The following is a 14,358-nucleotide window of genomic DNA, read 5'->3' as shown; positions in this document are numbered from 1 at the left end:
TCAAATTTGGGATCGCTGGTTGCCGGTGTGGTTCCCAGGCTGAAAAACACACCGCGTACCGTCCCAGTTGCTTGTAAAGTTACCATTTGTTCCTCCTTTTATCTATTGTTAAATTGTGATAAGAACCCGTGTTATCACATCATGTAACTGGTTTTTGAGTATTTATTAATTTCTTCTCAGGGTACTGTCAAGTCTTGGGTTGCTAATATTATATAATTTATTAAATCAGTATCGATTGACATATCGAACGAAGCGCTTCTTTTTTAGCTGACTAAGACTTGACAGAACCGAAAATCTATTTATTTTGTGTCAGAATGGGTTTATCACAGAGACAAGAATATTTGCTAAAGAAATTAATATGCCTTGAAAATATAGTTATGAGAGATAATGAATGTGGGAAACACCCGAATCGGTTATTTGAAAGGATTAGGTTGCTGAGATGCATGAACCTGAATCCCATAAGATCGTTGACCGTACACTTGAGGATATTGGAAGGATAATCACCTAGCATTAAATCCTTGTTCCCAGACACTCCTTACATAATCGATATGAGCTTCCATGTGTTTAATTGCTCTTTCTTCATCTTTGTCGATGATAGCATCCAATATTTTGCTGTGTTGGCGTAAAGTCTCAAAAGATTGAACTTGTCTGCTTAGCGGAGATAATGATCTATATAACAATCTGCAAATATCATAGAATAGACTGTTTCCACTTGCGACAGATATCCCCACATGGAAGTCAAAATCATACTCCCATATATCCTTCTCCTTTGCTTTTTCATCTCCTAGAGCTTTTTCAAATTCTCCTAAAATGGTCTTTAGAGCCTCTATGTTCCGAGTATCTCTATATTTTGCTGCTAGTCTTACTGAACTCAACTCCATCTGTTTGCGGACTTCCCAAATCGCTTCAAAAGTGCAGATATCTTTTCTATAATCTGTTCGGAGTTTTTCAGTTAAAATATCGAAGAAGTGATTGATATCTATGTTAAAAATTATAGTATTATTACTCTCCCAAAAATTAAGTTCAAATTCTGTTGGATCTCTCATAATGGCATAGAACTGAACCTTGTTCTCTAAATGCCGATTGGTATCTTTTATAATATTATTAATCTTATCATCATCCAGACTATATCCAACAAATAAAATGGTTTTTATGAAAAAAAGCTCCTCGAGTTTATTGAAGATAATATAATCTCTATCAAAGGAACCATGTATTTTGTAAATTGTTGTATCAGATTTCATCTCCAACATGTCTTTATCTTCTTGAATTAGATTAATTCTTCCTCTACGCTTTTTGATCGCATCTTCTAAAATGCAATCATCATTCGTTGTGATAGAATTTTTGATAGTTAAAATATCTGCAATCTTTTCATAAATCGAGGAATTACCGCCACGATTCATGATAATGTCTGTTAATCCGGAACCAATAAATAAAACTGCATTCCCCTCGAATATCTCAGTAATTAATCGTTTCAAACTAATCTGATCAAAAAAGGGAGGATTATATGTAGGAATAAACCCATTTCTAACTAAATCTTGTTCCATTTCAGCGGGTTTGTATGAAAAAACATCGAATTGACTCAATTCGCAATTCTTAGAGGAAATATAACCCGGAGCTACGCTACAAAGAGCCGCCGTGATAGATCCTCCACCATCATTCAACAATTCTATTATCATCTCTTTTTTTTCTCTTGTACTTATGAAAATATGTGAATATGGGAATGCCAGTCTAAGAATTGCAGTGATAAGCTTCAAGTGGTTATCAGAGACCTGATATTCATGCTTTGGCTGGAATGTCATTTTATTAGCTGTTTTCAAACGAGGTATCCCAAATATCGGAAAGCAGTTGAATTTATTTCTTAAAAACAATCCATGTTTGATCAATGCCATGATATCGAATTTGAAATCATATAATCCGAGCAACACACCAATCCCCACATTTCTTATTCCACTATTACATATTCTTTCTTGAGTTTCTAACCTGGACTGATAATCTTTTTTTGAAACACACTCTTTATGAAGCTCGTCGTATGTTTTCTTGTGATATGTTTCTTGCCATGAAAGCACACTGTCTAAACCCACACTCTTCAACGAACTATAACTCTCCTTCGATAAAGGAGGAGAGTTTAAACCAATCATCCCTCCACCTTCTTTCTGCTTTAGTTTATTTTTCAAATATCTTATATATTCCTTCATTTCTTTTGTGCCAATTTTCGGGTCGTCTGAGAAAACCAATTCTATTGTTCTAAAACTATTTTCTTCCGTCAAATAATCAATTTCCTTACAATATTGGTCAAAAAATAAACGGGTTCTGCTGTGGCTGTCATTATTACTATTAAATGCACAATAAGGACATTTGTTTATACAATAATTTGTAATGTAAAGCGGAACCATTAGATTTATTTGATGTCCAAGCGCATCGTTCCTGACACACTTTGCAGTTTTCAACAGATTATGAAAATCTTTATTATTGGTGTTTGGATCTATATGGAGAAGTGAAGCAATTTCTAGTTCATCCAGCTCCTTTAATTTTTGCGCCTTCTCAAGAACTTTGTCAACATTCTTAAGTTCTGATTTTCCCTTATCTAAAAGATAATTGATTTCATCAGGATCTATGCTAAATCCATTCATAAGATAACCTCTCTTCTTCTAACATATTTAGGCAAATTCACATAAAAATCGAATTCGTTGCGATGTTCTTTACTGACAATATTAAAGAATTCTTGAAAAATATCATCATTTTCTCTATCGAGCATGGTTGTTAATTTCATATTGCCGTCGAATGACATGTCTTCGTAATATTATTGAGCCAAAGTCCTTCTTGGTACAATCTTTCTTCTCCTCATCAATTGGTTTCTTATAACTTATTATTATTAGCATCTCACTATTAGAATCATATGCATTTATATAGTTGTACATGGGTTTCTTATTATCAGAAAATATATAACTTAAATATTTAGAAAGAATTTTGATGGTTCTATCAGATTAATAGGTGATGGAGTTTGGTTACTGAACCTGAAATTCACAGGATGGTGAAGAGTGGGAATGTGTATGATCGCATAGTAGCACTGCATGAACTCAAGAAGAAATTCTCAACTCTCACTGATAAATATCAAGCAACGAAAGACCTGCTAACCCTTACAAGAGATAAAGAAAGCTCTGTGCGAAAGACAGCAGCAGAAGCCCTTGGTTCCGCCTTTGCTTGCCTCACTGATAAAGATCAGGCATGGAAGGACATGCTAATCCTTACAAAAGATAAAGAAAGCTCTGTGCGAAAGACAGCAGCAGAAGCACTAGGTTCCGCCTTTGCTAACATCACTGATAAAGATCAGGCATGGATGGACATGCTAGCCCTGACAAAGGATGAGAATTGGGATGTGCGAAGTGTTTCAGCAGAAGCCCTTGGTTCTGCCTTTGTCCACCTCACAGATAAAGATCAGGCAACGAAAGACCTGCTAACCCTGACAAAGGATGAGAACTGGGATGTGCGAAGTGGTGTGGCATATGCCCTTGGTTCCGCCTTTGCTAACATCACAGATAAAGATCAGGCAACGAAAGACCTGCTAACCCTGACAAAGGATGAGAACTGGGATGTGCGAAGTGGGGTGGCATATGCCCTTGGTTCCGCCTTTGCCCACCTCACAGATAAAGATCAGGCAACCAAAAACCTGATAAATTTGACAAATGATACCGACAGCTTTGTACGAAGGAATGCAGCAGAAGCCCTTGGTTCCGCCTTTGCTAACATCACTGATAAAGATCAGGCATGGAATGACCTGCTTGCCCTGACAAAGGACGAGAACTGGGATGTGCGAAAGACAGCAGCAGAAGCCCTTGATTCCGCCTTTGTTCACGTCACTGATAAAGACCAGGCAACGAAAGACCTGTTAACCCTGACAAAGGACGAGAACTGGAATGTGCGAAGCGGTGTAGCATTTGCCCTTGGTTCCGCCTTTGTTCACCTCACAGATAGAGATCAGGCAGCGAAGGACCTGCTTTCCCTGACAAATGACAAATATAGTATTGTGCGAGCATATGCCAACCATTCACTGGGGAGAGTATATATTTATAAGGCAACAGAAGCAGAGGATATAGAGAAATTCAGAAAAGAATTAGAAAAAGCTCTGGAATTTTTTGAGAAATCATCAAACGAAGAAATATATTCACAGCCTGCCAGATTTTGTCTTCCATTTTACAGATCGTTACATGCAATTATTTTTGAGAAGGACAATGCAGAGGCTAAAGTCCAGGAATATCTTAATGAAGCAAGAAGTGCAGTCGGCAGTTCAGAAGGCAGGGAAAAACTTCTCGAAGCTGTTGAGAACCTGGGAAATGCGCTGAAAGAGGCGCAGAAGGTGCGGGATTTTAACGACATGAAATCCGACCTCAACGCATACAGGCGGTACTGCGACCGCGCCTGCGAACTGCTTGATACAACGGAGGAGAAAGCGCCGGGTGCATCGAGGTTGATCAGGAAGGGACTGCCGATTATTAAGGGGATAATAGCGGAGATACAGGAGAAGGCAGAGGCACTGTGTAAAGAGACACAGGGTACCCCATTTGAAGATTTGGGGAACAAAGTGAATAAAGAAGGGCAGAATCTTTTAAAAGTTGACAATCCTATAGCACTTTATAAAGCAATAGATACTATGCAGATTTTATTGTCATCTATCTGCACCAAGATGCCTGAAGAAGAGAAGGGGGAGGCATGTGATTTATTAAAGATAGCAAAAGATGAACCGATTGTTGAAGAGAAAATTAATTTAATTAATATAATTTTAAGTAAATTCTCATCTCAAAGAAGTATTGTGAAAATTATTGAAAATTTTGATAAAAAACTTAATGAAATGATTGTCTCCTTAAAGCCGGGAATCAGTGAAGAACTTACTATAACTGTTGGGGCTGAATTCCATGGAACAGGTTTGCAGCATGTCATCACTATTCCTTTGCAAGAAATCTCTTATTCAGGATTAAAAGAGGATTTAGAAAAAATCAATGAAAAAAGTTTAATTAAATTGGCAACCCTTCCATTAAGACTGGCAAAAAAAATAAAAGATTATCTTATTCGAAATAAGAAAGATGAACTGGTGGCAGAAATTATATCGTAGACATTGAAATTAAGGTCATGGTTACAATTTGAAAAGGTGAACAAGATGTATTTTGAAAAAGCAGGAAAAGAGAATACCCAAAAAACTTTGCAAATTGCTAAAGAAGAGGCATTAAAGCGTGGAATAAATCAGATAGTTGTGGCATCAACATTTGGAGATACAGCACTTGCTGCTGCTGAGATGTTGAAAGGCACAGGAATAAATCTTGTAGTGGTTACGCATAATACAGGAATTAGAGAGCCGGATCTCCAAACGTTTGACCCGGAAATAAAAAAGAAAATCGAGAATATGGGTGGAAAGGTTCACACCGGGACTATGGTTTTAAGAGGTCTTGGTACTGCACTTAAGGAAAGAGGCTCTCAATCTTATGAACAGACAGTAGCTGATACCCTGAGAATCTTTGGTCAGGGGACAAAAGTGGTTGTTGAGATCGTAGCTATGAGTGCGGATGCAGGACTTATTCCATTCTCAGATGTTATTGCAGTGGCTGGAACAGACAGGGGAGCAGATACTGCTGTTATCATTAAAGCGAATTCTTCAAATAGATTTTTTGACATTAAACTGAGGGAATATCTTGTTAAGCCACTTGATTTCTAAAAACTTAGATAGGAGTATTCTTACTCTTTAAAGCCTGTTGATTCAAAATCCATTAGAGTGAGCGCAAGCTCTGCCGGAAGCCTTCTCATATCTTATCATTAACCATTCCTCCGTTTTAAGAATAGCCTTTAATTCTGGAATTTTTTTCCAGATTGTCACCTGGGGAATTTTATCCCGCCTAAAATGGAGAAATCTATGAGAATAGATGATGTCATAGCAGCAGGCAAGGAGAAACCGCCGCAAATGTTGCCAAGCGCAGGGGAATACTGAACTTCTACGCTCTATTAATCGGCTAAAAAGACAGCAAGCTTTGAAATCTTATGGGTAATCCCTTTTTGATTGTCTTTCTTCCTTCCCTCTTGCTAAAGACAAAATTCCTGCAATTATAAGGATTACGAGACACGTCAACAGCGCTGCATGAATCCCTGAAAGGAATGCAATTGATACACCACCGATAAGCTTTGATGTTCCTATGAAAACTGAGAAGGCTGTGCTCCGCGGTATTGCTACGGTGGCTGCTGTTATTGTAATAACGAAGCTGCCGAGTGTTCCTGTGTTGGTCATAAGCCGGAGCAAACCCGAGATGCTCCCTTAATGTTGATGCTGTGCATTTGATATCACTGCGCTGCTGTTTGCCGGCCAGAACATAGCACCTCCGATTCCAGTGATTATTGAGGCTAAAATTATGGTATAGTAATTACTTGAGATTGTCAGGGTCATATACATCAGTATCGCAAAACACATGAGCACTATACCCACTGTTGGGATTTCTCTGGCACCGAACCTGTCTGAAAGCCTGCCCATGTATGGCAAGAGAAAGCTGCTGATAATATAACCGGGTGTTAACTTCAATGATGCTGTAAACGGATCCAAACCCTTGATACTTTGAATATACATGATAATTAAGAATGTTACCGACAAAAACCCAAGGCTTTGAAAGAAGGATGCAAAAATGGAAGCAGTGTGCACCTTGTTCTTGAAGGTGTGTAGGTCAACCGCGGGGAACACAATTATTGCTTCCCAGTATAAAAAGGCTACAACTGCAACTGTGCCCGCAAACATAAGCAGGATATTGAAACTGCTTAATCCTGCAGAAGCAAAATCTACTGCCCCGTAACATAAGAAAGAGAGCGCTGAGCCCTGAAGCAGCATACCTGTTAGGTCTAACTTCGCATTGACTTTCGGGTTATCCTCCAGGTATTTCATTCCAAGCAAAAAGCTACAATACCTATTGGCACATTTATGAAAAATATGAAACGTCAGCCTATGAATGTGATCAGCATACCGCCAAGCACGATGCCCAGCATTCCGCCTATTGCCTGTATGGCTCTGAAACCCACAAGAAAACCATTTGTTGGCGCAAGACCGCCAGAGTGCTTAAACCTCGAAAGTATAAGAATCTTACGAAATCATCAATTAAAATTAATTATATAATTGTGGCTGCGCTATCCTGCTTCCTGCATCCTGGCAAGCGTTGTCTTTATCTCTGCAATTTCTCTCTATTTCCCGATATTTCTCATATCATAATGAGCCAAAGAACCATAAAGATGGTTTGAAAAAAAGGCAGAAAGGGAATGTAGGAACATTCCTTATATTTACGTGTGTATCGCTACAGACTGCGAACCGAGTATATTTCCGCTGCTGTCCACAAGTTTGATCTTTATCCTGTTATTTCCGGGGTCATTGGCAATAGCTCCGGTCGGAGTGTAGAATACCGCAAACGTAGGCTGCCCTCCGATACCTATCGTTATATTTTGTGCATTACCGATGATCGCGCCGGTTGTCGGGTTGGTCTGTTTTCCCTGCACTGCAATCGGCATGGTACCTGCATCAACCACAAGAGAAACATTTGCACCCGCTGCATTTCCAACGTTGGAGGTTGCGATTGCAAACGCTCCTGGGACATTTATACTGGCTGAGACATCTGTTGTGGTGGACATCATAACGATATCCGCAGAGGGTGTATTGCTCGCAGCGAGCGTGAAAGTATTTACCTGTGTGATTGGGGCAGATACTATTGTACCGTTTGTGGTCTTTATATCAAAGGTCACGCTGCTGGCTGGGAATGAGGATGTCGGAGTTATATCAAGCACAAAGAATGCCACGCCATTGCCGGGTTTGATTGTGGCTTTAGCATTGACCTGGCCGAAGTTCGTAAGACCATCCCATGTTTTGAAGTTAATATTCACTGGCAGACTTGTGTGCTGTGTGATCTGGACATCCTGTGCATAGTTGGAACCGTAGTTAACTACAGATACAAGCAATGTCACACTGCTTCCAACCTGCGCTACACGACTGCTGGGTGCGATTGAGGCAACAAGTGCGGGTGCACCTGTAACTGTAAAGGCATTTGGAAGTACACCAAAGCTCCCATCAGGATTGGTGACTTTTACGTCGTATGTTCCTGCCGACAGCGTTGGCACTATCGCACTGATGATGGTAGATGTGACAACGCTCGATGTTGCTGTTACATTACCAAATTTCACTGTAGCACCAGAAACAAAACCACTGCCGCCTATCGAAACTGCAGCCCCAACAGGTCCGGAAGATGGTGTTATGAGGATAACTGAGATTGTTGGAGTTGGGGTGGGAGTGGGTGTAGGACTTGGAGTGGGGGTTGGTGTGACAGCCGCAGAGGAAACGGCTACTCTTCCTGTCATGAAAGAATGAAAGTTACAGTGATAATCATAATTTCCAGCAACGTTGAATGTTCGGGAAAAGGTCTGGCCATTAGAAAGAGAGCCTGAATCGAATAGTCCGGTATCGCTGGTGACTGTATGCAGTGTCGAGTCCAGATTAGTCCAGGTAACTGAAGTTCCTGGGGCTACATTTATGGTTTGCGGCTGGAAAGAGAAACCTGAGATGCTGACGTTGGCTGTGGGTGTTGAAGTCGGTGTTGGAGTTGGGGTTGGCCCTGCTGAGAAAGCTGATTTTACTACATTCCAGATGTTCGCATTATTACCTTCATACCCCAGAGCCCAGAAGCCTGCACCTCCAATATTTTCGGAGTTTACATAATCGAGTTTTAAACCGAGGGATTCATCGTCATCGTACCAGGTTTGATGCCATGTGTCACCTAACTTGTATCTGTACCATGGTGTGTTTGAATTAGAATCCCAGAGTCTACCATATGTCTGCGCATTCGCAATGGCGTTTTTCATTTGGACGGTAGCGCCATTTCCAATTGTGCTTGCTCCTTGTTCACTAGATGAAGAAGGCCAATCATAACCATAAAGAGGTAATCCCAATATTATTTTACTCGATGGATAATACTTTTTTAATAGATTCACAGAGTAATCTACATCCAATTGATATGGATCATTATAAGCATTATAAGGAGATACTGCCCCTGTTGTAGTGTCCTTAGACCAGTGATAATCATATCCCATTAGGAAAATAGCATCAACATATTGCGCAAGATTACCATTACGATAAACTCCTTCTACCCCGCCAGATACGTCAATGGATATATGAGAATCCAGATTTGCCGATTTGAGTTTGGTATAGAGGATTTGCATGAACTCCTCAAATAAAGCAGAATTTGAAGTATGAGTATAGGTGTTTGTAGGATTAGGAAACTCGAAATCTATATTTACTCCATCTGCTCCGTACGTCTGCATGGCATACAGGATATTATTTGCAAGATTCTCTCTATGGTAAGCAAATATGCTGTCCATCGTGACGGCATCGAAGCTTGTGACGGATATGATCACTTTTACCCCATTCTGGCGTGCGACATTTTTAACAGCATTATACCTGTTTATGTCTATTGGCGCAACAAGCGTACCATCACTCTTTGCATTCCATGAATGATACGCCACATGAGTAAGCCCTTTCCAGTCCGGCTGGTAGGAAGATGGATCTGTCCAGTAAGGCCAGAAAGCGTATATCAATTTAGACAAATTATTTTCAATTGCTACAGGCGTGAAGATTGTAATTTTATTCGGATCGCTGCTTCCAATGTTGTTGTTTTCATTAGACTCGGTTATCCCCTGATTGCTATCTGTAAACACTGTTACATAATAGCTTCCAGCAGGAACCGAAGCCGGAATTGCGTTTGTCGTGACGGTGACTGTATTGGAAGCTCCGGCAGCTAATGAACCCATCGAAAAATCGCCCAGAGAATAAGTTGTGCCATACACTGAAGTCCCAAGTGAAATCCGGTTTGAGAAAGAACCCGATGCTGCTCCTCCTATATTCTTTATGGTATAAGTCACTGAGAAAGTCTGTCCTGTAGTGGCAGAAGAAGTACCAATGCTCACTGAAGTAACAGTAAGGTCAGGTGTAGATTGTGACACTGTAATTTTATTCGGATCGCTGCTTCCAATGTTGTTGTTTTCATTAGACTCGGTTATCCCCTGATTGCTATCTGTAAACACTGTTACATAATAGCTTCCAGCAGGAACCGAAGCCGGAATTGCGTTTGTCGTGACGGTAACTGTATTGGAAGCTCCGGCAGCTAATGAACTCATATAAAAATTACCAAGGGAGTATGTGGTACCATACGCTGAAGTCCCCAATGAAATCCGGTTATAGAAAGCACCCGATGAAGAACCTCCCTGGTTCTTGATTGTGAAAGTAACCGAGATGCTTTGCCCTGTGGTGGCTGAGGAAGGAGTAAAGCTCATCGAAGTAACAGTAAGATCGGGCGTAGCTGCTGAGGCTATACCACCTGCAAACAATGAGATTATCAGCGCCGTTGTTACAACTACAATTCTGAGGGCACACCCTCTCTGAATATTATCCGATCCCATTTTTCCACCCATCCAGTTTGCGTGGCGACCACCATTTGATGCGTTTTTTGAGCAGGCACGCTATCTAATTAAGTATTAGTAAAACTCGAAAGTATTAAAATCTTTCGAATTCATCAATTTAAATTAATTATTATTGTTCCAAATCCCCATCCCGAGCTGCGTCCCGGCAAAAGTGGCCTTTATTCTGGAAATGCCTTCTCTGACAATGACTCCTTTCCCAGATGGTGCATCGAATAAGAGAGCAAAATATTTTTTCCTACGTCGTGGATACCGCCACCGACTGCGCTCCGATTATCTTCCCGTTAACATCCATGAGTTCTAGCATTATCCTGTTGTTTGCAGGATCATAGGCTATCGGCTGCGTCGGCGTCAGGAACACCGCAAAGGTAGGCTGAGCACCCACTGCAATGGTTAATCCTGTAGCAGGGCCCTTAATGCTGCCGTCAGGATTGGTCTCGTTCACCTGATATGCCAGTCCTGTTATCGAAGACGGTACTTGCACAGTGAAGCTTACACCGGTTGCATTGGCTGTGCCAACATTCGATGTAGCTACTGCAAAGGCTGTTGGTGTGCCAACTCCTGTCCTATAATCCAGGGTACCTGTCGCCATCATGATAATATCAGCAGTGGGCACTGTACTTGCTGAGATGGTCAAAGTGTTAACTCCGCTTATCGGAGCAGTTGCACCGTTGGTGCTGGACACGTTGAATGTCATTGACGAACTGTTGAATGTTGCTGTTGCATTGATGCTTAGCACAAAGTTAGCAGTACTACCTGATGGTATGTCAACTGAGGTGTTTGGCGAACCTGTGAACGCAGTGCCATTCCATTGCTGATAGCTTACAGTTACAGGCAAACCGGATGCCTGTGCTATACTCACACCAGTCGCTGTTCCTGTTCCCCCGTTGATTACTGACATGAATATCGTAACTGGAGTGCCTACCTGCGCATTCCTGCTGTTCGGGGTTATGGAGGAGACCACTGCCGGGGTTCCTGTAACTACCCATGTCCACAACTGCGTAGCAGTTCCATTAATGTTGGTTGCTGTTGCAGTTACGTTCCAGGCTCCTGCTGCCGCACTTGTATTGGTATAGGAGGCTGCAGTTACGCTATTGTTGGTCTGCACGGTTGTTCCGTTGATTGTCCATGTTACATTCAAGGTTTGGTTCACTGTGATGTTGAATGTCCTGGTTGCTCCTGCAGTATCACTGACCGGGGAGGATGGGGCATATCCGATGACGGATGGTACCGGGGTTACTGCTGGCGCATTTGCAGTTATGGTTGTGCTTGCGCTTGTGTAGCCAGTCTTGCTTGCGGTTGCGGTTATTGTGCCCGCACCTGTGGCATTAACGCTGATGGTTCCATTGCCATCAGTATCAGTGATGCCGCTCCCGGTTGCATTACCGTTCAAGGTAACTGTTGCGCCACTGATATTCACACCCACACTGGTTACCGCGAAAATCACGCTTGTAGGCACACCAACTGTTACTGAGGTTGGAGTTGCAGATATGGACAGTGTAAAATTGAAAGGATCATCTCTTGCCCTGCCAAATATGATGTAACGTGGGTCAGCAAAGCTCCCACTGCTGCCTCCCTGCAAAGTGTATCCAGTGGCAATCCATAATAGACCGGATGGATTATACGATCTTACCCTGACATAATCACCCCACCCATGAGGATCCGAAGATGCTGTATTATTAGGTCCATTCGTCCCTACATTTGTAGTCATAAGTTCCCACGGTGGTGGAGCCCCGCTGTAACTGTCAACGATTCCAACTGCATGGCTTGGATAGTAACTCCCTCCTCCCCAGAATACCGAAATGCCGAGGTGACCACGGCTATCAGGAGCAGCAGCACCGTATTGGTACGCGAAGTTAGGACTCCATATCGATGGACGACCAACATAACTCTTATCGCTTTCTTTGAAAGTGGCTGCTTCAATGTAAGGATAGGGGAATCCGTTTCCCTGCTTTACATTCCAGAAGAATCCAATTGTTCCATTGGCAACCCAGCCTGATAAAACCCTACTGTCTGTACGAGCACACCAGTTATATCCATCGGGTCCTGGGCAGATGGCAGAACCCTTAGTTGTGGTCGTCCATGTAGTAATTGTCCTATCGTAATAATTGGCACTTGTCGAACTCTCATCCCAGCTATACAGACGGAAAACACTATTTGTATGGTGAGTCCCCCAATACATTATACTTGTGGCGCCCTGTGCAGGTGCAAATGTAAAATGACTATTATCGGAGATATAGTTGTAACTTAAAGACGCATGGTTCTTCAAGTCATCCAGAGGAAAACGCAGAGTGATGGTACGGGTAAATGAATCTGTTTGGTCAAATATATTGGATGCAATGTAGAGATAGTTGTTGCTTAGAGCCAGTTGAGGATAATCCCACCACTGATTAGTCCATGTGCTATTGATATTGGTAGGATAAACGTTATAGAAAACCCATGTTGCACCTTTGTCGTTGGATATTCCCAACCTGAAATAGTTAACCCCGTTAGCATTTTGTATGCCTTGCCTGTACCAGATAAATATGTCGCGGCTCTGCTCATATATTACATCCTGGTCGCAGCAAAATGTAGGCATGTCTGCGAAGGGATTCACGTAACTGAATGTCGAACCTCCATCCACAGAGCGTGCTGCATACCAGTTGCCTGTGTAAAATACATAATTGCCACTGTTCGCAACGCTTGGTTCATTTACAGTGGATTTTGATAGTGCAGAAGCTCCAAGGGCACTGTTGTTGAATATTGTAAAGGTACCAGGAGAAGATGAAAGTGGAGCAAACTTAGTATTTACAATATCGGTCTCTTTACCCGAAGGGCCTACTGGTGCTTTTTCTTGAAGAATCGGCTGTCCAGATAGATGAGTTTTGTTCAGCATTTCTAAACGGTGTTTTTGCTCTTCAGGACTCACTGCTGGAAGTTCAGCTAAAAACTTTATGTTACCAGATTCTGGCGCCGTTATATTGGCTATCATTGCTTGCATCGTTCCTGATGGTATTGAAGCAAGTTCATTATCGGTATTTTGTTGACTAAAGACCCCTTGAGTTGATGCCAAAAAAATAATAAGCGACCCTAATGCTATCACAATCAACTCAATATTTTTAATTTTTCTTTGTCTTAACATTTTTAACCATTTATTTTTTTTAATTTGAATTTATACAACAAAATGAAAATGATTGCCAAAAGTACTATAATTCCTATGATTACAACGGAAATGCTCTCGGCAGAAGTGGCGGGGCCTGGTTTAAGTATGAGACTACTACTATTAAATCCGCTTATAACGGAGCCATCATCAACATCCACATATATTCCTGGTATCAAACACTCTTGTGTTCCACCAATATATCTGCAGGTTGTTTTGTCAATGGCACCCGTTACTACCCAAACGTATCCATCTGTAGAATTACTTTTTAATACCCTATCTATTTCCGCAACTATAGGTTCTTTTAGACCGTTCTCCTTTGCCTTCTCTATTACCTGTTCTTTCGTTATTGAAAATGTATGCGGTTTCTTTGGACCAAGGTAATCTGTTATATTTCCATCTTTATCTAAGGATACTGAAACATAACTTGTTCCTGGACTTGCTAAATAAGCTGAAGGTATGTCGTATGAATAAGAAACACTGTAGGATATCTCGCCTGTTCCAGATTGAAAAGTTTTGTTGTCTGTAATAGCTAAATGCTTATCGAAATAATCACTGCCAACGAAAGACTTTATATAATTATTGGAAATATTAATTATATAGCTTGGAACTGCTACATTTAATGTTTTACTGGGTGGACCTATCGTTCCAGTTCCAGTTATCGCCTGACCGGATTCTTGTTGGGCAAAAACTATGGATACACTCAGCAACAACAAAAACATCCCGGTTATTATTTTCGGCAT

8 protein-coding genes are annotated in these 14,358 nt (G+C 41.3%); 2 read left to right on the top strand and 6 right to left on the bottom strand.

Annotated elements, in window-relative coordinates:
* Positions 1 to 500: 500 nt before the first annotated feature.
* Positions 501 to 2,630 (bottom strand): FCD domain-containing protein, encoded by a 2,130-nt coding sequence (locus tag O8C68_02435; protein MCZ7394660.1) that lies wholly within the window; start codon positions 2,628 to 2,630, stop codon positions 501 to 503.
* Positions 2,631 to 3,001: 371 nt separating this feature from the next.
* On the opposite strand from O8C68_02435, the gene O8C68_02430 reads away from it, so the two are divergent.
* Positions 3,002 to 5,107, top strand: a complete 2,106-nt coding sequence (locus tag O8C68_02430; protein MCZ7394659.1) for a HEAT repeat domain-containing protein — start codon at positions 3,002 to 3,004, stop codon at positions 5,105 to 5,107.
* A gap of 45 nt (positions 5,108 to 5,152) precedes the next feature.
* Positions 5,153 to 5,704, top strand: a complete 552-nt coding sequence (locus O8C68_02425) for a hypothetical protein (GenBank protein ID MCZ7394658.1) — start codon at positions 5,153 to 5,155, stop codon at positions 5,702 to 5,704.
* 318 nt (positions 5,705 to 6,022) lie between these two features.
* On the opposite strand, the gene O8C68_02420 is transcribed toward O8C68_02425, so the two are convergent.
* From O8C68_02420 to O8C68_02400, 5 genes are all read right to left on the bottom strand, one after another.
* Positions 6,023 to 6,268: a hypothetical protein gene (locus O8C68_02420; GenBank protein ID MCZ7394657.1), complete on the bottom strand. Its 246-nt coding sequence runs from the start codon at positions 6,266 to 6,268 to the stop codon at positions 6,023 to 6,025.
* A gap of 27 nt (positions 6,269 to 6,295) precedes the next feature.
* Positions 6,296 to 6,910 (bottom strand): MFS transporter, encoded by a 615-nt coding sequence (locus O8C68_02415; protein ID MCZ7394656.1) that lies wholly within the window; start codon positions 6,908 to 6,910, stop codon positions 6,296 to 6,298.
* A gap of 389 nt (positions 6,911 to 7,299) precedes the next feature.
* Entirely contained in the window at positions 7,300 to 10,458 is a 3,159-nt protein-coding gene (locus tag O8C68_02410) for a glycosyl hydrolase family 18 protein (protein ID MCZ7394655.1), read from the bottom strand.
* A gap of 256 nt (positions 10,459 to 10,714) precedes the next feature.
* Positions 10,715 to 13,456, bottom strand: a complete 2,742-nt coding sequence (locus tag O8C68_02405; GenBank protein MCZ7394654.1) for a hypothetical protein — start codon at positions 13,454 to 13,456, stop codon at positions 10,715 to 10,717.
* Between the two features lie 143 nt (positions 13,457 to 13,599).
* Entirely contained in the window at positions 13,600 to 14,358 is a 759-nt protein-coding gene (locus O8C68_02400) for a hypothetical protein (protein MCZ7394653.1), read from the bottom strand.

The sequence above is a fragment of the Candidatus Methanoperedens sp. genome (assembly GCA_027460525.1).
Classification (GTDB): domain Archaea; phylum Halobacteriota; class Methanosarcinia; order Methanosarcinales; family Methanoperedenaceae; genus Methanoperedens.
The sequence above is the reverse complement of the archived record's forward strand: the minus strand, read 5'-3'. Positions and strand labels throughout refer to the sequence as shown.

Coding starts and splice junctions, on each gene's coding strand:
- O8C68_02400 (MCZ7394653.1), bottom strand. CDS start 14,358: ATGCCGAAAATAATAACCGGGATGTTTTTGTTGTTGCTGAGTGTATCC.
- O8C68_02415 (MCZ7394656.1), bottom strand. CDS start 6,910: ATGAAATACCTGGAGGATAACCCGAAAGTCAATGCGAAGTTAGACCTA.
- O8C68_02405 (MCZ7394654.1), bottom strand. CDS start 13,456: ATGCAAGCAATGATAGCCAATATAACGGCGCCAGAATCTGGTAACATA.
- O8C68_02425 (MCZ7394658.1), top strand. CDS start 5,153: ATGTATTTTGAAAAAGCAGGAAAAGAGAATACCCAAAAAACTTTGCAA.
- O8C68_02410 (MCZ7394655.1), bottom strand. CDS start 10,458: ATGGGATCGGATAATATTCAGAGAGGGTGTGCCCTCAGAATTGTAGTT.
- O8C68_02435 (MCZ7394660.1), bottom strand. CDS start 2,630: ATGAATGGATTTAGCATAGATCCTGATGAAATCAATTATCTTTTAGAT.
- O8C68_02420 (MCZ7394657.1), bottom strand. CDS start 6,268: ATGACCAACACAGGAACACTCGGCAGCTTCGTTATTACAATAACAGCA.